We start from the raw sequence: 20,167 nt of genomic DNA on the forward strand, positions 1-20,167 counted from the left end.
GCTGATACGAGCGACCGAGCGGAGGGGGATGGCCGTGGAGCACGAACCGCTCAGCCGATCGGGTGAGCAAGAGTTCGCGGAACAATTCGGTGCCCCCGTTTACAACACGCGGTACTACGGGAACGACGGCGACCGGCGCTGGTCATCGACAGACGATGCTGTGGGCTGGATGCGTTACTGCCTCGGCCGAGCCGCCAGCGCCGGGGCGATCGCGGTCCTCATGCCCGCGTCGGCGGCGACGAATCGGCAGGCGCGTCCGCTGCGCAGCGTGCTCCTGCGCCACGGAGCGCTTCGCGCGATCGTCTCGGGGCTGCCGGACGAGCAGGACTTGTGGTTGTTGGGTGAGCCCGATGGGGTACGGCCCGATTACCTTCTCTTGGTTGCCGCGTCGCAGAACCCGGCGGCTATATGGCAAGCCTTTCAACAAGGTCCCACGCATCCCGATGCGGCACCGCACGTGGTGCGCATCGTCGACCGTCTCGACGAACGAATCGACCTGACTCCGGCCGAGATTCGGGGGGACCAGCTCGACCGGTACCCCGCACTACGCACGGAGCTCGAGCAGCCGGTGGGAACGCCGCCGCTGCTCGAGCCGAACGCCGTCGTGCACGCAACGGTGTCGCTCGGCGAACTAGCCGAGGCCGGGGCGGTCAGCTTCCTGCGATCGCCGCCGACGGTCGCAGCGGGTGACGGCGCGACGCCGATGCTCACCGTGAAAGACGTTCGGTTGGGGCGCCCGCCGTCGCGGCAGGGGGACGCCGGTGTGCCGGGTGCCGTGCTCATTCGCTCGGGCGATGTCGCGGTGGTGCCGAGCGCACCGGTGGTGCGGGAGTGCACCGACGACGGCGTGTTGCTCGGGCCAGGCATCGAGCTCGTGCGAGCCGATGCGAAGCTGATCGATTCGCGATTCCTCGCCGGTGTGCTGCGGGTGGCGGTGGATCGGGTGAGCGCCGGCGGCGTCGACCTGTATGACGTGGGGTTCCCGCGGCTCCCACTGGCCGAACAGGGCCGATACGCCAATGCCTTCACACAGCTGCAGGAACTCGAGCAGGAATGGCATCGGCGGCGCGGGGAACTGGAGCAGTTGGTGCGCATCGGTTTTGAAGGTCTGGCCACCGGGCGTCTGCGTCCCAGCGGTGGCGGGTAATTTCGAGTATTTGGCTCGGTGGACTCACGGAGGTAATTGCGGTGCACCCGCAGGTCGTCGGTGGCCGATACGAACTCATCCGTCCGGTGGGTTCGGGTGGGATGGGGCAGGTCTACGAGGGGTTCGACCGGAACCTGAAGCGCCGGATCGCGGTGAAGCTCACGCACGCCAATCTCGATTCGGACCCTGAGTGGACCACACGCTTCCTGCGCGAAGCCGAGGTGATGGCGAGTGTCAGTCACCCGGGCATGCCGGCGATCCATGACGCGGGAATCGTCGAAGACCAGTCGCAGCGGCCATTTCTCGTCATGGAATTCGTCGATGGCGACACCTTCGAGGACCTACTGGCGCGACAGGGGCCGTTGCCGATCGGCGTCGTCGCCACGCTCGGCGCCCAGGCCGCCGCGGTCCTGGCCGCAACGCACCGGCACCGGATCTACCACCGCGACCTCAAGCCCTCGAACCTGATGCTCTGTGACAACGGGACGGTCAAAGTACTCGACTTCGGGCTGGCTGTGGCCCTCGATTCCGGCCACAGCCGTTACACCACCACCGGCCAGACCATCGGCACGCCCGCGTACATGGCGCCCGAACAGATCGAGGCGCATGAGGTGACACCGCAAACCGATCTTTATGCGCTAGGGCTGATTCTACACGAGTTGCTCACCGGCGATCGTGTGATGGTGGGAGACAACCCGTTCACGGTCTGGACACACCAAGTCTCGCGACGTGCACCAGAAATCCGCACCGAGAGGCCCGATACACCAGCCGATATGGCCGGAGCGATCATGTGCATGCTGGAAAAGAACCCCGAGAGTCGCCCAGCCAGCGCAGGAGTGGTGCATACGGTGCTGATGCGCCACGCAACCGAACTGCGTGCGCTCGTGGACGACATACACAGTCCGGCAAGGATGTACGCACTGGCCGTGGGGGCTTCGTCGGGGTCGGGCACCTCGCCCACGATGCTTACCTCCACGGCGCTCAACCATCCCGACACAGCCACACCGGCAGGTTCTATTCCAACTGATGATTTCAGCCGCGGCGACCTGCACCGCGCGATAGATCGAGCACGCCATCTCGCCGACGAGTCGCGCTACCATCCGGCGATTCGCGAACTGAAGACTGTGGTGGAAGCTGCTGTACCCCTATTGGGTTCACGCGATGCCGATGTGGTCGACGCCCGGGTGAAGCTCGCTGACCTGCGCGCGGAAGCGAGCGCTCACAGCGAGGCGGCCGAACACTATCGCGCCCTCATCGACGACCTCACCGCCGAGCGCGGACCCTACGATGACCAGGTCATGCACTGCCAGCGCCAACTCGCTGTCTGCCAGGTGCACCTCGGCGACCTGAGTGCGGCACGGGATCGTCTGGAGAGATTGAAGATTCAGATGGAGGCACGGCACGGACAGGCCGACCTCCGGGTAGTGGAGTTGGGCGAGCTGATCGAGGGGATTCGCGCTCGGGGAGCTGAACATTGAGGAGTGAACTCGAGCGATCTGGCTCGACGGTCCTGGTACTGGCCGAAGGCTTCGATCATTTCCGCATCAAGCGCGACGTGAGTGAGCAATTCGCGCCGGAGGGTGTCGTGGTCATTTCGCAGCTGCATCCCCAGCAGCTGTGGGCGACGCAAGCTCGGTCATGTAGTGCACCCCACATGCGCTGCTCGGCAGTCGGCTCGGTCGGCGGGTGAGATCAGGCCGGGACCGACGCGAGACGCACCACCGATGCGGTTTCGTCCGTTTCGTCGGTCTCACTGGTGGTCTCGTCCACAGTTTCGGCGCGATTCCGCTTCAGCGCACGGTTGAGCAGTTCGGCCGCGAGCAGTAGCGGCAGGGGCAGGGGCAGGGGCAGGCATGCTGCCACCGCGACGCTGAACATGCTCGGCTTCGGCGCCGCTGCGATGTTGGCGCACAACGACAGGCAGATCCCGAACATGAACGCCAATCACGCTGCCCACCGACGACCCGCGTGGTGACCGCGAATGGTCGTTCCGCCACCGTTGACATCGTTCGGCGTCGTCGTTCCGGTGGTGGTGCGCAGTGAGCACCGACGAGATCATGATTGGGTTGACTCCGTTGCAGGCCGAGGGGGTAAACCCGCGCGCATCAAGACCCTCGCCGAGTGAGCAGGTCCCGCCAGCCATCCCTTACGGCGGGGCCAACTCGGACTGTCGCCCCCGGGGGTCACCGGTCATCGGGAGCAGGGGTGTCCAATTCGATCAGGATGCCGTCCTGAGTGACGTCGTGAGAGGCCCCGGGTATCCGGTGGTGGGCCGAGACTGGTTGGGGTAGAGGAGGTCTTGGATCTGGGGGTCGCGTTCGGGTAGATCGGCCAGCCGTAGCCGTTGGGTGACGGCGCCGCCGCTCTCGGCTGTCCACAGTGCCCACACCGGCCCTGCCGGGCCGTCGGGATGGGTCAGGTCACGACTGGTGGTCGCGATCACCAGGTCGGGGCGGTAGCTGCCGAACGCGCGGCTCAGCGCGGTCCGTAACCCGGTCTCACGGCGGGCCGAATGCACAGAGAACAGCAGGAGACCGAACTTGTCGGTCGGGAAGCGTTGATAGTCAACGAGTTTGGAAACAACAGTGGTCAACGACTCTGTGCCGGTGTCGTACTCGAGGAAGAACCGCACCGCGCGGCCCTCGTGCTCCCAGCAACCGTAACCGTCCGGGTGGAGTTGGTCCTCGCCGGAGGCGATGGTCCAGAACATCTCGGCGCATTGGCGTTCCGACCACCACTGCGTCAACCCCTGCACCGAATCCGGAATGGCTGGGTCGTGGTGGCGAGCGGGGTTACGGTGGGCGGCCAGGGCGCAGAAGAAGAGCCGTTCACGCCCAGGCGGTGACCGAGCATCGGCGAGCACGCCAGCCGCTCCAGACCGAGGGCGTACTCGGCCGGGGCGGGTGGGGTCTGCGCGCGCTGGGCCGCGATCAGGCGTGCGCCGGGATATCCGAGGGCGTGGCGTGTTTGGGTGGTGCCGCCGCCGTAGAGGGATTCGCGGAAGGCGAACAGCATGCCCATCTCGCGCAGTTTGCGCAGCCTGTCCTGTGCGCGGCGGACCGAGGCGAACTCCAGCGACGCGATTTGGTCGGTGGTGAACGCCTTGTGCTCGGCAAGCAGCGCCAGAAGACGTCGGTCACGATCGAGCAGACGAAACCACGCACCCGCATCCGGATGCCCACCCCGATGCATGCCACGCCCGCCACGCCGCCCCGCGGGGGAATACGTATGAGTATTCGTATTCATTCTGGATTCCGTCCCCTTACCCCGAATGCGTGCCCGACCGGCCCGAATGCCGTTGTCGTATTCGGCGTTTGGGGTGGCGGCTATAGGACGCCGAACACCCGCCACCCCATCCGCCCCACCACACGCCGCCCCACCCGCAACCGTGGTGTCGCCGTGGCCGGTTATCGGGCATCACCGCCGACCGGTTGCCCGGTCCCTGCCGCACGGACCTGGATGTCCGGCCCGTTGACCTCCACCGCGCGGTTCGCATGCTCGCCTGCTGCCTTCCACCGCCGCAGCACCCTGCGACCGTAGTTGTTCGTGCCTGCAATCCGATCCAGCTCCGCGCCAGTCGGTGTCCGCCCCTTCGACCGCTCGCTCAGGTAGTACGCCCACATGCGATGCCCCGCCGTCAACTCCGCGGGTGGGCCCGACCGTGCCGGGATCGGCACGAGACGTACTACCGGCGCCGTCGATTCCGCAGTCTCGTCCGTCCCGCCGGTCTCGCTGGTGGTCTCGGCGTGATGCCGCTTCAGCGCGTGGTTCAACAGTTCGACCGCCAGCAGCAACGCCAGCGGCGGGCACGCCGCCACCGCGACGCTGAACACGCTCAACACCGGTGCCGCAGCGATATTGGCACACAGCGACAGGCAGATCCCGAACACGAACGCCAACCACGCCGCCCACCGGCCGCCCGCGCTCCGATCGCGACCGGTCTTCCACAGCTCGACCGTGGCCAGGGTCAACAGCCCGTCCACGATCAACGGCCAGATGCTGGCCATCGTCTCGTCCGCGCCGAAGCGCAGCGCAAATTCCCGACCGTGCCGGTACGACGCGTACGCCGCACCGATCGCGACCACTGCAGTACACGCGCACTGGATCCACAACGTCCGGTCACGACGATCCGAAATGGCGGTGCTCATCCCAGCACACCTCCCACACGACACGCGTCGCTCAAATGGCAGGAGGCACAGGCGAATACCTGCGAACCGGTGACCGATCGGCCGACCGGCACATGCCGAACACAGATGCGGAGGTAGTCAGCCCCCGCACACCACGCAGGCCAGCCCATCGGCCTGCAACGCGGTCAACCCCGTGATGATCTGTTCGGCATTCACAGCGCACCGCCGGAACGACGACGCCGCCGAACGATGTCAACCGTGGCAGAAACTCGCAGTTCGCGACGGGTACGGTTACGTGCAGATCCTGTACGTACCGCGCCGAGGGCACGAACCTGCGACCGGCACCGAACTTCAACACCCGGCGGCCCGAATCAGCCCGGGACACCATTGCCCCGAACGACGTTCCAGCGCGCCCTTCGCCCGTCACCGGCCTGAAACAGGCAACCGGACAAGCTCAACAAAAAGACCGTCACCGACTCTTGGCGGCCAGCGATGCAAGCAATGCTCCCCTCCAATACCACGTTCTGAAGCCCGGCAACGCCGATTACGAAACCCGACATCTAATGTTTAAATGCGCATATATAGGTACCAGAGTATTAACAAGGTGGTACAAAGCAGGCGATCCGGTCGCCAGAGCCGGTCACCCAGCGCAGTTCCACCACCAACCGAACCGCCCCGAAACGGCACGAGACGTCGCCGAATCGTGTCGATATCAGGATGTCCACAGGACGTCACAGATCCACGAACAGCAACAAACAACAACCGACAACAACCACGAACCCGCAGGTCACGCCAGTTCGCAGGACAAAACCAACCGGTCAAAAGTAGCATCCAAGGATGCGATCGATCTGGAAGGGTTCCATCGCGTTCGGGCTGGTGAACGTCCCGGTGAAGGTCTACACCGCCACCGAGGATCACGACATCAGGTTTCACCAGGTCCACGCCAAGGACGGTGGGCGGATCAAATACGACCGGGTGTGCACGATCTGCGGGCAGTCGGTGCAGTATGCCGATATCGATAAGGCCTACGAATCGCCCGAGGGCGACAAGGTCGTGCTCACCGACGAGGATTTCGCGAAGCTGCCGGTCGCGGAGAAACACGAAATTCCGGTCCTGCAGTTCGTGCCCGCGGAGCAGATAGATCCGATCCTGTTCGACAAGAGCTATTATCTCGAGCCCGATTCCACCACGCCGAAAGCCTATGTGCTGCTGGCCAAGACGCTCGATCAGGTGGAGCGGGTCGCGCTCGTGCATTTCACGCTGCGGCAGAAGACGCGGCTCGCCGCGCTGCGGGTGCGGGACGGGGTGCTGGTGCTGCAGACGCTGCTGTGGCCCGACGAGGTGCGCGCGGTCGACTTCGCCGCGCTCGACGGCGCCGCCGAACCCCGCTCGCAGGAGATCACGATGGCGCAGACCCTGGTCGAGAGCATGTCCGACGGATTCGATCCGGACCAGTACACCGACGAGTACCAGATCGAACTGAAGCGGCTGCTGGACGAGGTGATCGCCTCGGGTTCGGGCACGGTCGCCCGCCGCGAGGAACCGGTGCCCGCCGAGATGGACGCGGAGGTCGTCGACCTGGTCGCGGCCCTGCAGCGCAGCCTGGAGGCCTCCGGTCGCCGGACCGGCACACCCGAGCCCGAGAAGAAGCCCGCCAAGAAAGCGGCCAAAAAGACAGCGAAGAAGGCCGCGCGCAAGGGCGCGTGAATCGTCGGCCGGGAACCGCGCGATGGCACACTGTCGGCCATGGAATCCGACGCCGCGATCGTCCCCATGGGCCTGGGCCACCTGCGTGAGGTGCTCGATCTCGGCACGGAGGTGTTCAATACCGAGGTCAAGCCGTATACGTCGTGGTCGCTGACCTCGGTCGCGGAGCATCTGGACAATCCCGACGGCTCCTGCTGGGTGGCGGTGGATTCCGACCGGGTCGTCGGATTTGTGCTGGGCTCCATGGAATTCGAACTGCGCGAGGACTGGGCCTACCTGGAGTGGATCGCCGTCGCCCCCGATATGCAGGGCCGCGGCATCGCCGGGCGGCTGGTCGAGATGTGCTGTTCGGCGCTGTTCGCGTGCGGCGCGCGCCGCATCGTCACCGACGTCGAGGTGGGCAACACGGCCTCGGCGACGATGATGACGCGGCACGGATTCACCGACGCCACCACCGTCACCCTGTTCGTCCGCCCGAATCCGGTAGAGGCCGAGCGTGCCGCCGACGGTGCGACCCCGGGCCTGTCGCCGGCGGCCAAGCGCACCTTCGCACGCACCGGGCGGCTGCGGCGGTAACGTACGTGGTCTGAGCTCTCGTCCCTTCACCATCGGAGGAATCGCATGAGCAATCCGCCGGAACCGGGCGATTCGAGCGCCCCGGAGCCAGCCGACATGCCACATCCCGAGTTGAATCCACCGGAACAGCTCGGATTCGAGCTCTCCGGGACGCCGGGCTCGATCGCTCCCCCACCGGGAGCTCCGTCCGAAGACGACGCGCCCGCCGCGGGACTCGGCACACCACCTGCCGCTACGCCCGGGCTCGGTCCGGTCCCGCCCGGATACGGCGGGACCGGGGGCCAGTCCCCGTCCGGCGGCCCGAATTTCAGCCAGCCTCCCGGATACGGCGCGCCCGGCGGACCGACCTTCGGACAGTCCCCCGGATACGGCACCCCGGGGCCCGCGACCCCCTTGGGCGAGCCGCCCTATGGCGCGCCCCACGACTATGGAACCGGAGCCGGATATGGCCCCGACCACGGCGGCCCGTCGTCACCCGGCATGCCGACCTACGGCGCGCCGTCGGCCTACGAGACCGGCCCGGCGGAGCACGACGCGCCCGGATGGGCCGATCCCTTCGCCCCCGGCACATACGGATACGACGCGCCGACCGGGTACGGCGCCGGGTACGCCGGTATGACGCCGGGCTACGACCAGGCGCCGGGCGGACACGGCCGGCCCGCACCCGGCTACGGCGGATATCAGCCAACCGCACCGGGTTACGGCTATCCGCCGCCCGGTTACGGACCGCAGCCCCCGTACGCCAGCTGGCTGCAGCGCGTCGGTGCGGCCCTCGTCGACGGGATCATCATCGGCATTCCGGCGCTGATGTTCTACATCATCGGATTCTCCGTCGGCATGCGGCCGCTGGATTGTACGACCGATGCCAACGGGTATTCGGTCTGCACCGGCGGCGGGCTCACCGGTGCCGGCTGGGCGCTGGTGCTGATCGGCTGGCTCATCACGGTGTGCGGCGGCCTGTATCTGACCTACCTCGTCGGCACCACCGGGCAGACGCCGGGCAAGAAATTGCTCGGCATCACGCTGATTCGCGAGGCCGACGGGCAGTTCATGGGTTTCGGCATGGCCTTCGTGCGCAACCTCTGCCACATCCTGGACAGCTTCTGCTACATCGGCTATCTGTGGCCGCTGTGGGACAAGAAGCGTCAAACCTTCGCCGACATGATCATGAAGACGATCGTGGTCAAGGTCTGAGTCAGCCGGCCGACGTCGTCGCGACCTGATCGCCCCACGTCGCCCGGGCTCCGCTGTCGCCGATCCGGTACACCTGCACGGTCGCGGCCACCCCGGCCGCGATAGCGATCACCGCGACGACGCCGACCAGGGCCCGCCCCAGCGGCCGATTGCGGGTCTCGCGCAGGTGCACCAGCAGCAGCAACAGCACCGCCACCAGCAGGCCGAGCGCGAAGTAGATCATGGTGTCGCCCAGATGGGCGTGGTTTCGAATGGCGGGCGAGCGGCCGATCTTGTGCTCGAGCCATTCGCCGGCGTCGGTCGTGATCGGGGTCATCACCACGCAAAACACGGACAGCGCCACCAGGAGCCAGATCAGCCTGCGGCGCGCGGCGGGCCACAGCGCGCTCACGATGGCCAGCAGGGCCGTGAGCGGCACCAGGACCACGATGATGTGGACCAGCAGCACGTGGGCGGGAAGACCGTTGATGGTCGACATAGCGAGCCGTTTCTCCTGAGGATTCGGAACGAGGCAGTCACAAGTATCGAAATCGTCGCTGAGAAGACGCTGAGGCCCCGGGCCGAGTTCACTCGAGCACGACATCGGGCTCGGCAGCGAGCCTACTCGCCACCGAGCCCGATGTTGCTAACCACTCGCTCAGACGTTGTCCGTGCACCCCGACAGCACCACGCGCGCCGCACGCGGCGAGGCCGAACCCAGATCCGGGAACGGCGGGGCACTCATGCCCAGCGATTTCACCGCGGACTGCTCGGCCTCGGTCTTGGAGGCCGACCAGTTCCAGGAGTAACGCCCGTCCGCGCCCTGCGCGACCGCACCGCAGGCGTTCACGATCTGAATAATGTTGTGGCAGTCCGGATGTCCACACTTGGCATCGGCCGCGTGAATGGCATCGGGATAATTCGCGTAGTTCAGCGCGTAGGCGACGGTACCCGCACTTTCCGAGAGCGAAAAGGCACCGTACGCATTGGGATTCGCGTTCGCGGCGCCCGCTCCGGCGACGCTGAGCCCGGCGGTCGACGCGACCACCAGACCCACGGTAGCCTTCCGCAGCAATGACATCGAAGAATCCTCCCCGGTTCGAGAAATATGTCGGGGAGGATCATTGCCGAACGAGGGTGCTTTGTCCAATTCGAATCCGATATGGCGGCGCCCGAAATCTCCCGCGCCGCAACCGGATCGACAGCCGGCTCCGTCGGTGGGTCAGACGGTGAAACCGAGCGCGCGCAACTGCTCGCGGCCGTCCTCGGTGATCTTGTCCGGGCCCCACGGCGGCATCCAGACCCAGTTGATCTTCAGATCCTCCACCAGACCGCTGCGGACCAGCGCGTTGCGCGACTGATCCTCGATGACATCGGTGAGCGGGCAGGCCGCCGAGGTCAGCGTCATGTCCAGCACGGCGATGTCGTCCTCGACCCGCATGTCGTAGACCAGGCCCAGATCCACGACGTTGATCCCCAGTTCGGGGTCGACGACGTCGCGCATGGCCTCCTCGAGATCCTCGAGGAGGCTGAGCTCCTCCGCCGAAGGCTGCGCCGGAGCCTCGTTCACTGGCGTTTCACTCATTGCTACTCCCGTTCGTGGAGATCGTCTTCGCGGCCTCGGCCAAGTTCGTGCCGTCCGCGGACGCCGCCCGCACGACGGCGTCTTTGAACGCCATCCAGCCCAGCAGCGCGCACTTCACCCGCGCCGGATACTTCGCCACACCCGCGAAGGCGATGCCGTCGCCGAGCACGTCCTCGTCGCCCTCGATGGTGCCACGGCTGGAGATCATCTCGCTGAACGCGTCGACGGTCTTCATCGCCTGCTGCACCGGCAGGCCGATGACCTGGTCGGTGAGCACCGAGGTGGCGGCCTGGCTGATCGAGCAGCCCTGGCCGTCGTAGGAGATGTCCGCGACGTCGCCCTTGTCGTCGATGTGCACCCGCAGGGTCACCTCGTCCCCGCAGGTCGGGTTCACGTGGTGCACCTCGGCCTGGAAGGGCTCGCGCAGCCCCCGATGATGCGGGTGCTTGTAGTGATCCAGGATCACTTCCTGGTACATCTGCTCCATGCGCATGGCTTATGCAACCCCGAAGAAGTCCTGCGTCTTCCGCACCGCCGCGACCAGCGCGTCCACCTCGTCGAGGGTGTTGTACAGCGCGAAGGAGGCACGGGCGGTGGCCGCGATGCCGAACCGGCGGTGCAGCGGCCAGGCGCAGTGGTGGCCGACGCGGATCGCGACGCCCTCGTCGTCCAGGATCTGGCCCACGTCGTGGGCGTGAACGCCGTCCACGACGAACGACACCGCGCCACCGCGGTTCTCGTTCTCCGTCGGGCCGATGATCCGCACGCCCTCGATGGCGTCCAGGCCGTCGAGTGCCGCGGTGACCAGCGAATGCTCGTGTGCCGCAACAGCTTCCATCCCGACCCCGGACAGGTAGTCCACGGCCGCACCGAGCCCGACGACCTGCGAGATCATCTGCGAACCGGCCTCGAACCGCAGCGGCGGCGGCGCGAAGGTGCTGTGGTCCATGTAGACGGTCTCGATCATCGAGCCGCCGGTGATGAACGGCGGGGTGTCCTCGAGCAGCGCGCGGCGGCCATACAGGATGCCCACCCCGGACGGGCCCAGCATCTTGTGGCCGGAGAAGGCGGCGAAATCGACGCCGAGCTCGCGGAAGTTCACCGGCATGTGCGGCACCGACTGGCAGGCGTCGAGCACCACCAGGGCGCCGACTTCCTTTGCGCGCCGAACCAATTCGGTGACCGGGGAGACCGCGCCGGTGACATTGGACTGGTGGGTGAACGCGACCACCCGGGTGCGCGGCGACAGGTCCAGCGAGTCCAGGTCGATCCGGCCGTCATCGGTGACGTCGTACCAGCGCAGTGTGGCCCCGGTGCGGCGTGCAAGCTCCTGCCACGGAACGAGATTCGCGTGGTGCTCGAGCTCGGTGATCACGATCTCGTCGCCCGGGCCGAGCCGGTAGCGGAAGCGGTCGTCGGAGAACGCGTGCGCGACCAGGTTCAGCGATTCGGTGGCGTTCTTGCTGAACACGATCTCGTCCGCGCCGACGCCCACGAAGTCCGCGATCCGCGCGCGGGCGCCCTCGTAGGCGTCGTTGGCCTCCTCGGCCAGCGCGTGCGAACTGCGGTGCACCGCGGAGTTGTGGTGGAGCAGGAACTCCCGCTCCGCGTCGAGCACCTGCAGCGGCCGCTGCGAGGTCGCCCCGGAGTCCAGGTACACCAACGGTTTTCCGTCGCGCACGGTGCGGCTCAGGATCGGGAAGTCGGCCCGGATACGCCCGGTATCCAGCGCCGGCACTGCCACGTCCGAGACAGCGGTCATCTCATGCTCCTACAGCGGCCGAAGTGAATCGCACATACCCATTGGCATCCAGTTCCTCGGCGAGCTCGCGCCCGCCCTCCTCCACGATGCGCCCGCCGACGAAGACGTGCACGAACTGCGGCTCGATGTAGCGCAGGATGCGGGTGTAGTGGGTGATCAGCAGGATGCCGCCGTCCTCGCGCTCCTTGTAGCGGTTCACGCCCTCGGAGACGATGCGCAGCGCATCCACGTCCAGGCCCGAGTCGGTCTCGTCCAGGATCGCGATCTTCGGCTTGAGCAGCCCCAGCTGCAGGATCTCGTGACGCTTCTTCTCGCCGCCCGAGAAGCCCTCGTTCACGCTGCGCTCGGCGAAGGCGGCGTCGATCTCGAGCTCGTTCATCGACTCCTTCACCTCCTTGACCCAGGTGCGCAGCTTGGGGGCCTCGCCGCGGACCGCGGTGGCGGCCGTGCGCAGGAAGTTCGACATGGACACGCCCGGCACCTCGACCGGGTACTGCATGGCCAGGAACAGGCCCGCACGGGCGCGCTCGTCGACGGACATGGCCAGCACGTCCTCGCCGTCCAGGGTGATCGTGCCCCGGGTGACGGTGTACTTGGGGTGCCCGGCGATCGCGTACGACAGGGTCGACTTGCCCGAGCCGTTGGGGCCCATGATGGCGTGCGTCTCACCGGATTTGATGGTGAGGTTGACGCCCTTCAAGATCTTGATGGGCTCGCCGGTCTCGTCGGGGTTGGCGACCTCGACGTGCAGGTCCTTGATTTCCAGGGTGGTCATACAGGCGGTTCCTTTGCGGGGTAAGTGGTTTCAGACGCCGATGGCGGCGAGTTCGGCCTCGACGGCCGCCTCGAGCCGCTCCCGGACCTCGGGGACGGTGATCTTCTGGATGATCTCGTGGAAGAACCCGCGCACCACCAGGCGCCGGGCGGCCTCCTCCGAAATTCCGCGGGCGCGCAGGTAGAACAGCTGCTCGTCGTCGAAACGCCCGGTGGCGCTGGCGTGTCCGGCGCCCACGATCTCGCCGGTCTCGATCTCCAGGTTCGGCACCGAATCGGCGCGGGCGCCGTCGGTGAGCACCAGATTGCGATTGGCCTCGTAGGTGTCGGTGCCCTCGGCCGCGGCGCGAATCAGCACATCGCCCACCCAGACCGTGTGCGCGTCGGGCTTGTGCGAGGCCGGATCGCCCTGCAGGGCGCCCTTGTACAGCACGTTCGACTTGCAGTGCGGCACCGCGTGATCCACCAGCAGGCGTTGCTCGAAGTGCTGGCCGTCGTCGGCGAAGTAGAGGCCGAGCAGTTCGGCCTCGCCGCCGGGGCCGTCGTAGCGGACGGTCTCGGTCAGGCGCACCAGATCGCCGCCGAGGGTGACGTTGGTGTGCCGCAGCACCGCATCGCGGCCCAGCTTGGCGTGCTGCGCGGTGGCGTGCACGGTGTCGTCGGCCCAGTCCTGCACGGCGACGACGGTGAGCTTGGTGCTGTCGCCCAGCACGAATTCCACGTTCTCCGCGTAGGTTCCGCTCCCGCGGTAGTCCACGACGACCGTCGCGTTCGCGAAGTTGTCCAGGCGAACCTGCACGTGCCCGAAGGCCGTCTTGCCCTCGCCCGGGCCGGTGATGGTGACCACGATCGGCTCGGCCACTTCGGTTTCCGCACCGACGGTGATCACGGTCGCCTGCTCGAAACTCGAATATGCCTGGGCGGCAACGCGATCCGCGGGCACGCCGCCCTCGCCCAGGCGAGCGTCGGCGCGGGCCACGGTCTCCACGCTCACCCCGGCGACCGGCGCGACCTCGACCAGGGCCGCACCGTCACGCACCGCGGTGCCGTCGTGCAGCCCGCGCAGGCGGCGGATCGGGGTGAAGCGCCAGGCCTCGTCGTGGCCCGAGGGCACCTCGAACGCGTCCACGTCGAACGAGGTGAAGACCTCGCCCTTGTTGAGCCCGGGCACCCGGCCCTCGGCGGCCACAGCGATGTTATCGACCGGCATCAGCCGACGGCTCCTTCCATCTGCAGCTCGATCAGGCGATTCAGCTCGAGCGCGTATTCCATGGGCAGTTCCTTGGCGATGGGCTCGACGAAGCCGCGCACCACCATCGCCATCGCCTCGTCCTCGGTCATGCCGCGGCTCATCAGGTAGAACAGCTGATCCTCGGAGACCTTGGAGACGGTGGCCTCGTGGCCCATCGTCACGTCGTCCTCGCGGATGTCGACGTACGGGTACGTATCCGAGCGGCTGATCGTATCCACCAGCAGCGCATCGCATTTCACGGTCGACTTCGACCCGTGCGCGCCCTTGTTGATCTGGACCAGGCCGCGATAGGAGGCCCGGCCGCCGCCGCGCGCCACCGACTTCGACACGATGGTCGAGGAGGTGTGCGGCGCCAGGTGCAGCATCTTCGCGCCGGTGTCCTGGTGCTGGCCCTCACCGGCGAACGCCACCGAGAGCACCTCGCCCTTGGCGTACTCACCCATCATCCACACGGACGGGTACTTCATGGTGACCTTGGAGCCGATGTTGCCGTCGATCCACTCCATGGTCGCGCCCGCCTCGGCCTTGGCCCGCTTGGTGACCAGGTTGTAGACGTTGTTCGACCAGTTCTGGATGGTGGTGTAGCGGCAGCGGCCGCCCTTCTTGACGATGATCTCGACCACCGCGGAGTGCAGCGAGTCGGACTTGTAGATCGGCGCGGTGCAGCCCTCGACGTAGTGCACGTAGGCGCCCTCGTCGACGATGATCAGCGTGCGCTCGAACTGGCCCATGTTCTCGGTGTTGATCCGGAAGTAGGCCTGCAGCGGGATGTCGACGTGCACGCCCGGCGGCACGTAGATGAACGAGCCGCCCGACCACACGGACGAGTTCAGCGCGGAGAACTTGTTGTCACCCGAGGGAATGACCGAGCCGAAGTACTGCCGGAACAGCTCCGGGTGCTCCTTGAGGCCGGTGTCGGTGTCCAGGAAGATCACGCCCTGCGCCTCCAGGTCCTCGCGGATCTGGTGGTAGACGACCTCCGACTCGTACTGGGCTGCCACACCGGCGACCAGGCGCTGCTTCTCCGCCTCCGGGATGCCCAGCTTGTCGTAGGTGTTCTTGATGTCCTCAGGCAGGTCTTCCCAGCTCTCGGCCTGCTTCTCGGTCGAGCGCACGAAGTACTTGATGTTGTCGAAGTCGATGCCCTCGAGGTTCGAGCCCCAGCCCGGCATGGGCTTGCGGTCGAAGATCCGCAGGGCCTTGAGCCGGAAGTCCAGCATCCACTCGGGCTCGTTCTTCTTGCCGGAGATGTCGCGCACGACGTCCTCGGACAGGCCTCGCTGCGCGGCGGCGCCGGCCGCGTCGGAATCCGCCCAGCCGTAGCCGTAATTGCCCAGGGAGGCGATCGTTTCCTCCTGGGTCAGCGGCAGGGCCTGATCGGCCGTGGTCGTCATTGCGCACTCCTTCCGGAGTTGGGTCGCGCCACCGCGGGCTGCGCGGCGGCGTCGGTTTCGTTCGGTTCGGGAGTAGGTATCTCGGGGGTCGGCAGGAACAGTGGCACGTGGGTGGTGCAGGCGCAGTCGCCGTTGGCGATGGTCGCCAGGCGCTGCACGTGCGTGCCCAGCAGCTCCCGGAAGGCGTCGAGTTCGGCGGCGCACAGCTCCGGGAATTCCTCGGCCACGTGCGACACCGGGCAGTGATGCTGGCAGATCTGCACGCCCGCACCGACTTTGCGCGTGGAGGCGGCGAATCCCGCGTCGGTGAACGCCTCGGCGATCTCGTGCGCTTTCTCCGCGGTGGTCTCCGGCGTGTGCGGACCCAGCGCCTCGATCCCGGCGACGATCGTGCCGACCCGCTTGCGCGCGAATTCGGTGATCGCCGACTCCCCGCCGATCTCGCGCAGCTGGCGCATGGCCGCACCGGCGAGATCGTCGTAGGTGTGCCCCAGGCGGCCGCGGCCCGCCGCGGTCAGCTGATACTGCTTAGCCGGACGGCCGCGCCCCTGCTGCTGCCAGCGCGCGGAGCGGGTGGCCCGCGCCTCGCCCGACTCGATCAGCGCGTCGAGGTGCCTGCGCACCCCGGCCGGGCTCAGGCCCAGCCGCTCGCCGATCGCGGTCGCGGTGATGGGACCCTGCTCGAGCAGCAGCTGCACCACCGCCTCGCGGGTGTGACCCTCGCTCGCCGGCGCTGCGGGCGCAACAGCGTTCCGGGCGCCAGCCTGGCGCCCGGACTCCGCACTCGCGTTCCGCAAACCCACGGTTTTCACAACATCAGTGTGACGGAATTCCTTCCCGCATTCTAGTAAGGGTCGCCTGAGTAGTCCGGCCACCGGGGAGAACCGGCCGGTCGGGCCCGTATTCCGGCCTTCCCGCGAGCCCGGGTGAATTAGTCCGATCCCGTCACCGCCGCGGCTCGTGCCCGAACTAGGCTCTTTCCCCGTGGCGGTAGTGGAGGACATACGGCGCAGGTCGATCGCGGTAGGGCGCCGGGCGTTGGGCCTGGACGTCCCCGCACCCGATCACACCATCGCCGCGCTGCACACCAACGAGTCCGAGGCGCCCGGCCTCGACGCGCGGGAAATGGTGCAGTTCAAGCGGATTCGGTTGCTCGGCGCGACCGGCGCGGTGCTGATGGCGATCAGCGCGCTCGGGGTGGGCGCCCAGCCGGTGCATCAGAATCCCGTGTCGGGGATGCGGGTCGTCGGGATGTTCGCGCGGGCGGCCACCCCCACGCTGGCCATGTGCATGATCGGCACGGCCGCGGTCGTCGGCGCCTGGCTGCTGCTGGGCCGCTTCGCTGTCGGCTACGGCGGGGGTCCGCTGCACCGGCTGAGCCGGTCACAGCTCGATCGCACGCTGTTGCTGTGGATTGTCCCACTGTCCATCGCTCCGCCGATGTTCTCCAACGACGTCTACTCCTACCTGGCGCAGAGCGAGATCGCCGAGCGCGGCATGGACCCGTACGTCGTGGGTCCGGCGAACGGCCTGGGCCTGGCCAATGTCCTGACCAACAACGTGCCCAACATCTGGCGCGACACCCCCGCGCCCTACGGCCCCCTCTTCCTGTGGATGGGCCAGGGCATCGCCAAGCTGACCGGCGACAACATCATCTTCGGCGTCTGGGCGCACCGGCTGCTCGAGCTCGGGGGCGTGGCGCTGATCGTGTGGGCGCTGCCCCGGCTCTCGCGGCGCTGCGGCGTCGCGCCCGTCAGCGCGCTGTGGCTGGGTGCGGCCAACCCGCTGGTGCTGTTCCACCTGGTCGGGGGCGTGCACAACGATGCGCTGATGCTCGGGCTGATGCTCGCGGGCTTCGAGTTCTGCCTGCGCGGGCTCGAGGACGGCGTCGTCCTGGACCGGCGGGCCTGGGCGTGGATCGTCTTCGGTGCGACGGTGATCACGCTGTCCGCATCGGTCAAATTCACCTCGATCATCGCGATGGGCTTCGTCGGAATGGCCCTGGCACGCAAGCTCGGCCAGGGCATCCGCCCGGTGCTGCTCGCCGCGGTCGTGATGCTCGTGATCGCGGTCGGCGCCACGCTGCTGGTCGCCGAGGTCAGCGGCCTGGGCATGGGCTGGATACACACCCTCAACACCGCCAACAGCGTGCGCAGCTGGATGTCGCTGCCGACGGCGCTGGGAGTCATCACGGGATTCGGTGGCGTCCTGCTCGGCCTGGGCGATCACACCACCGCGCTGCTGAGCATCACCCGCCCGATCGCCGAGGTCGTGGCCGGATTCTTCACCCTGCGCATGCTCGTGGCCACCTGGAAGGGCCGGCTCCACCCGGTCGGGGCCATGGGGGTGTCGCTGGCCGCGATCGTGCTGCTGTATCCCGTCGTGCAGCCGTGGTACCTGCTGTGGGCGATCGTCCCGCTCGCGGCCTGGGCCACCACGCGCACGTTCCGGGTACCCGCGGTGGTGTTCTCCGCCGTGGTCAGCATGATCCTGATGCCGCGCGGCGCAGACTTCGGCGTCTTCCAGATCATCGAGGCCGCGTCGGCCGGTTTGGTCGTCGGGGTGATCTTCATCGTGCTCACCCGCCATCTGCTGCCGTGGCGGAACCGTGCGGGGGTGTCTGCTCCATCACAGCCGCCCGCGGCATACGGTGTCACTTCGTGAACGGATCCTCTTGCGCCGTCAGGGTCGATGGTGTTGTCAAGCGCTTCGGCGAGACCACCGCCGTCGACGGCCTCGGCTTCGAGGTGCAGCGGGCGGAGGTCGTGGCGCTGTTGGGCCCCAACGGCGCGGGCAAGACCACCACCGTGGAGATGTGCGAGGGCTTCTCCGCACCCGACGCGGGCACGGTGCGGGTGCTCGGCCTGGACCCGATCGCGGACACCGACGCGCTGCGTCCCCGTATCGGGGTCATGCTGCAGGGCGGCGGCGCGTATCCCGGATCCAAGGCGGGCGAGATGCTCGACCTGGTTGCGTCCTATTCGGCGAATCCCCTGGATCCGCAGTGGCTGCTGAACACCCTGGGTCTGCAGGACGCCCGCCGCACCCCGTACCGGCGGCTGTCTGGCGGCCAGCAGCAGCGCCTAGCCCTGGCGTGCGCGCTGGTCGGGCGGCCGGAGATGGTGTTCCTGGACGAGCCGACCGCCGGCATGGACGCGCAGGCGCGGCATCTGGTGTGGGAGCTGATCGATGCGCTACGCCGCGACGGGGTCGGTGTGCTGTTGACCACCCACATGATGGACGAGGCCGAGCAGCTCGCCGACCGCCTGGTCATCATCGACCACGGCCGCGTCGTCGCCGCGGGTACGCCCGCCGAGGTGACCTCCGCCGGGGCCGAGGGACAGCTGCACTTCACCGCCCCGCCGAAACTCGACCTGACGTTGCTGACAACCGCACTGCCGGAGGGTTTCTCGCCGCAGGAGACCACCCCCGGGTCCTACCTGCTGCGCGGCGACATCACCCCCCAGGTGCTGGCCACCCTGACGGCCTGGTGCGCGCGAATCGACGTGCTGCCCACTGATATTCGCATCGACCAGCGGCGCCTCGAGGACGTGTTCCTGGAGTTGACCGGAAGGGAGATCCGCAGTTGAGCCCCTCCCCCGCCACTGAGATCGGTATCGGATCACCGCGACGCACCGCAATCGCGACTCCGCACGACGTTCGACGAAATGCCAAGCACAGGAAGCGGTTCGGCCCGCCCTCGGGAGCGCCGACCTTCCATCCGATCAACGACCCAGACGAAGGGCAGTCCAGATGACCGACACGGCCGCCCGTTTCGAGCCGGGCACCTTCACCCCCGACCCGCGCCCGGCCGCGCGGACGGCGATGCTGGCCTCGCAGACCCGCATGGAGCTGATCCTGTTGCTGCGCAACGGGGAACAGCTGCTGCTGACCATGTTCATCCCGATCGCCATGCTCATCGGGCTGACGTTGCTGCCGCTGAGCAGCCTCGGCGCGCACCGGGTGGACCGGATCGTGCCCGCGGTGATGATGGTGGCCATCATGTCCACCGCGTTCACGGGTCAGGCCATCGCCGTCGGCTTCGACCGGCGCTACGGGGCGCTCAAACGCCTGGGCGCCACCGCATTGCCGCGCTGGGGCATCGTCGGCGGCAAGTGCGCGGCCGTGCTCATCGTGGTGGTGCTGCAGTCGATCCTGCTGGGGCTCATCGGTATTGCGCTGGGCTGGCGGCCGGGCGCTGCCGGGCTGGTCTTCGGCGCGGTGGTCATCGCGCTGGGCACCGCCACCTTCGCGGCGATGGGACTGCTGCTGGGCGGCACCCTGAAGGCCGAAATCGTGCTCGCCCTGGCCAATATCGCGTGGTTCGTCATGCTCGCGGTCGCCAGCCTCGTCTTCGCCGCGGGCGACATCCCCAAGCCGCTGAGCGTCGTCGCCCGGTTGATCCCGTCCGGGGCGTTGGCCCAGGCGCTCGATCAGGCCCTGCGCACGAGCGTCGACTGGTACGGGCTGGTTGTGCTCGGCGTGTGGGCCGTGGTCACCGGCTGGCTCGCGACGCGGTACTTCAAGTTCGACTGATCGGCCTCTGCTTGCGATCCGGTCCCGACCTCCCGCCGCCTCCGCACCCACCGTTGCGAGCTGCGCCGTGCGTCACGTCCGGATGCGCTCAGCCGACAGTGTCTGCGGTCGGGGCCCGCCGTAGTCGCTGACGT

General features: G+C 67.5%; 21 protein-coding genes. 8 read left to right on the forward strand and 13 right to left on the reverse strand.

What is annotated here, in order from left to right:
- Positions 1–34 precede the first annotated feature (34 nt).
- A complete protein-coding gene (locus tag ABH933_RS09220; RefSeq protein WP_429415845.1) occupies positions 35–1,147 on the forward strand; it encodes a hypothetical protein in 1,113 nt (370 codons plus the stop codon).
- Positions 1,148–1,188: 41 nt separating this feature from the next.
- Positions 1,189–2,625, forward strand: a complete 1,437-nt coding sequence (locus tag ABH933_RS09225) for a serine/threonine-protein kinase (RefSeq protein ID WP_429415848.1) — start codon at positions 1,189–1,191, stop codon at positions 2,623–2,625.
- Positions 2,626–2,839: 214 nt separating this feature from the next.
- Here the strand turns inward: ABH933_RS09225 and ABH933_RS09230 are convergent, their stop codons facing one another.
- The 4 genes from ABH933_RS09230 to ABH933_RS09245 form a co-directional block, all read right to left on the reverse strand.
- Entirely contained in the window at positions 2,840–3,082 is a 243-nt protein-coding gene (locus ABH933_RS09230; protein WP_429415850.1) for a hypothetical protein, read from the reverse strand.
- 283 nt (positions 3,083–3,365) lie between these two features.
- The gene (locus ABH933_RS09235; RefSeq protein ID WP_429417747.1) at positions 3,366–3,956 is read right to left on the reverse strand and encodes a replication-relaxation family protein; all 591 of its coding nucleotides are present in this window, start codon (positions 3,954–3,956) and stop codon (positions 3,366–3,368) included.
- Positions 3,890–4,393 carry a replication-relaxation family protein gene (locus ABH933_RS09240; RefSeq protein WP_429415853.1) on the reverse strand — a complete coding sequence of 168 codons (504 nt, stop codon included), beginning with the start codon at positions 4,391–4,393 and terminating at the stop codon, positions 3,890–3,892. Before ABH933_RS09240 ends, ABH933_RS09235 begins: the two co-directional genes overlap by 67 nt.
- A gap of 161 nt (positions 4,394–4,554) precedes the next feature.
- Positions 4,555–5,295: a DUF2637 domain-containing protein gene (locus ABH933_RS09245; protein ID WP_429415856.1), complete on the reverse strand. Its 741-nt coding sequence runs from the start codon at positions 5,293–5,295 to the stop codon at positions 4,555–4,557.
- Positions 5,296–6,111: 816 nt separating this feature from the next.
- Here ABH933_RS09245 and ABH933_RS09250 point away from each other — a divergent pair.
- The 3 genes from ABH933_RS09250 to ABH933_RS09260 are packed head-to-tail and all read left to right on the forward strand — an operon-like array spanning position 6,112 to position 8,751.
- Positions 6,112–6,981, forward strand: coding sequence for a Ku protein (locus tag ABH933_RS09250; protein WP_429455019.1), 870 nt, complete (start codon positions 6,112–6,114; stop codon positions 6,979–6,981).
- A 39-nt stretch (positions 6,982–7,020) separates the two neighbouring features.
- The gene (locus ABH933_RS09255; RefSeq protein WP_429415862.1) at positions 7,021–7,557 is read left to right on the forward strand and encodes a GNAT family N-acetyltransferase; all 537 of its coding nucleotides are present in this window, start codon (positions 7,021–7,023) and stop codon (positions 7,555–7,557) included.
- A 45-nt stretch (positions 7,558–7,602) separates the two neighbouring features.
- Positions 7,603–8,751, forward strand: a complete 1,149-nt coding sequence (locus ABH933_RS09260; protein WP_429415865.1) for an RDD family protein — start codon at positions 7,603–7,605, stop codon at positions 8,749–8,751.
- 1 nt (position 8,752) lies between these two features.
- Here ABH933_RS09260 and ABH933_RS09265 read toward each other — a convergent pair whose 3' ends face one another.
- From ABH933_RS09265 to ABH933_RS09305, 9 genes are all read right to left on the reverse strand, one after another.
- Positions 8,753–9,229 (reverse strand): DUF2231 domain-containing protein, encoded by a 477-nt coding sequence (locus ABH933_RS09265; RefSeq protein ID WP_429415868.1) that lies wholly within the window; start codon positions 9,227–9,229, stop codon positions 8,753–8,755.
- 159 nt (positions 9,230–9,388) lie between these two features.
- On the reverse strand, positions 9,389–9,811 hold the full coding sequence (locus ABH933_RS09270; protein WP_429415871.1) for a DUF4189 domain-containing protein: 423 nt from the start codon (positions 9,809–9,811) through the stop codon (positions 9,389–9,391).
- 141 nt (positions 9,812–9,952) lie between these two features.
- Entirely contained in the window at positions 9,953–10,315 is a 363-nt protein-coding gene (locus ABH933_RS09275) for a metal-sulfur cluster assembly factor (RefSeq protein WP_215923985.1), read from the reverse strand.
- A complete protein-coding gene (sufU, locus tag ABH933_RS09280) occupies positions 10,308–10,808 on the reverse strand; it encodes a Fe-S cluster assembly sulfur transfer protein SufU (protein ID WP_429415875.1) in 501 nt (166 codons plus the stop codon). Before sufU ends, ABH933_RS09275 begins: the two co-directional genes overlap by 8 nt.
- Before the next feature lie 3 nt (positions 10,809–10,811).
- Positions 10,812–12,077, reverse strand: coding sequence for a cysteine desulfurase (locus tag ABH933_RS09285; RefSeq protein WP_429415878.1), 1,266 nt, complete (start codon positions 12,075–12,077; stop codon positions 10,812–10,814).
- 1 nt (position 12,078) lies between these two features.
- Positions 12,079–12,852: a Fe-S cluster assembly ATPase SufC gene (gene sufC, locus ABH933_RS09290; protein WP_429415881.1), complete on the reverse strand. Its 774-nt coding sequence runs from the start codon at positions 12,850–12,852 to the stop codon at positions 12,079–12,081.
- 30 nt (positions 12,853–12,882) lie between these two features.
- Positions 12,883–14,061 carry a Fe-S cluster assembly protein SufD gene (gene sufD / locus ABH933_RS09295; RefSeq protein ID WP_429415884.1) on the reverse strand — a complete coding sequence of 393 codons (1,179 nt, stop codon included), beginning with the start codon at positions 14,059–14,061 and terminating at the stop codon, positions 12,883–12,885.
- Entirely contained in the window at positions 14,061–15,497 is a 1,437-nt protein-coding gene (gene sufB, locus ABH933_RS09300; protein ID WP_429415887.1) for a Fe-S cluster assembly protein SufB, read from the reverse strand. Before sufB ends, sufD begins: the two co-directional genes overlap by 1 nt.
- Positions 15,494–16,309 (reverse strand): helix-turn-helix transcriptional regulator, encoded by an 816-nt coding sequence (locus ABH933_RS09305; RefSeq protein WP_429415890.1) that lies wholly within the window; start codon positions 16,307–16,309, stop codon positions 15,494–15,496. Before ABH933_RS09305 ends, sufB begins: the two co-directional genes overlap by 4 nt.
- Before the next feature lie 172 nt (positions 16,310–16,481).
- Here ABH933_RS09305 and mptB point away from each other — a divergent pair, with 172 nt between their 5' ends.
- The 3 genes from mptB to ABH933_RS09320 all read left to right on the forward strand — a co-directional run bounded on the left by mptB (position 16,482) and on the right by ABH933_RS09320 (position 20,033).
- Positions 16,482–18,161, forward strand: a complete 1,680-nt coding sequence (gene mptB, locus ABH933_RS09310; RefSeq protein ID WP_429415893.1) for a polyprenol phosphomannose-dependent alpha 1,6 mannosyltransferase MptB — start codon at positions 16,482–16,484, stop codon at positions 18,159–18,161.
- Positions 18,158–19,087: an ABC transporter ATP-binding protein gene (locus ABH933_RS09315; protein ID WP_429415896.1), complete on the forward strand. Its 930-nt coding sequence runs from the start codon at positions 18,158–18,160 to the stop codon at positions 19,085–19,087. Before mptB ends, ABH933_RS09315 begins: the two co-directional genes overlap by 4 nt.
- A 163-nt stretch (positions 19,088–19,250) precedes the next feature.
- Complete coding sequence (locus tag ABH933_RS09320; protein ID WP_429415899.1) at positions 19,251–20,033, forward strand: ABC transporter permease; 783 nt, start codon at positions 19,251–19,253, stop codon at positions 20,031–20,033.
- Positions 20,034–20,167: the final 134 nt, after the last annotated feature.

It is taken from the genome of Nocardia sp. GP40, assembly GCF_050434125.1.
In the GTDB taxonomy this organism is placed as follows: Bacteria; Actinomycetota; Actinomycetes; order Mycobacteriales; family Mycobacteriaceae; genus Nocardia; species Nocardia albiluteola.

Bases quoted from the DNA above. Each gene is read 5' to 3' on its own strand.
- ABH933_RS09320 (WP_429415899.1), top strand. From the start codon at position 19,251: ATGACCGACACGGCCGCCCGTTTCGAGCCGGGCACCTTCACCCCCGAC.
- sufD (WP_429415884.1), bottom strand. From the start codon at position 14,061: ATGCCGGTCGATAACATCGCTGTGGCCGCCGAGGGCCGGGTGCCCGGG.
- ABH933_RS09230 (WP_429415850.1), bottom strand. From the start codon at position 3,082: ATGTTCGGGATCTGCCTGTCGTTGTGCGCCAACATCGCAGCGGCGCCG.
- ABH933_RS09250 (WP_429455019.1), top strand. From the start codon at position 6,112: ATGCGATCGATCTGGAAGGGTTCCATCGCGTTCGGGCTGGTGAACGTC.
- sufB (WP_429415887.1), bottom strand. From the start codon at position 15,497: ATGACGACCACGGCCGATCAGGCCCTGCCGCTGACCCAGGAGGAAACG.
- sufU (WP_429415875.1), bottom strand. From the start codon at position 10,808: ATGCGCATGGAGCAGATGTACCAGGAAGTGATCCTGGATCACTACAAG.
- ABH933_RS09275 (WP_215923985.1), bottom strand. From the start codon at position 10,315: ATGAGTGAAACGCCAGTGAACGAGGCTCCGGCGCAGCCTTCGGCGGAG.
- sufC (WP_429415881.1), bottom strand. From the start codon at position 12,852: ATGACCACCCTGGAAATCAAGGACCTGCACGTCGAGGTCGCCAACCCC.
- ABH933_RS09270 (WP_429415871.1), bottom strand. From the start codon at position 9,811: ATGTCATTGCTGCGGAAGGCTACCGTGGGTCTGGTGGTCGCGTCGACC.
- ABH933_RS09245 (WP_429415856.1), bottom strand. From the start codon at position 5,295: ATGAGCACCGCCATTTCGGATCGTCGTGACCGGACGTTGTGGATCCAG.
- ABH933_RS09285 (WP_429415878.1), bottom strand. From the start codon at position 12,077: ATGACCGCTGTCTCGGACGTGGCAGTGCCGGCGCTGGATACCGGGCGT.
- ABH933_RS09255 (WP_429415862.1), top strand. From the start codon at position 7,021: ATGGAATCCGACGCCGCGATCGTCCCCATGGGCCTGGGCCACCTGCGT.
- ABH933_RS09260 (WP_429415865.1), top strand. From the start codon at position 7,603: ATGAGCAATCCGCCGGAACCGGGCGATTCGAGCGCCCCGGAGCCAGCC.
- ABH933_RS09265 (WP_429415868.1), bottom strand. From the start codon at position 9,229: ATGTCGACCATCAACGGTCTTCCCGCCCACGTGCTGCTGGTCCACATC.
- ABH933_RS09240 (WP_429415853.1), bottom strand. From the start codon at position 4,393: ATGAATACGAATACTCATACGTATTCCCCCGCGGGGCGGCGTGGCGGG.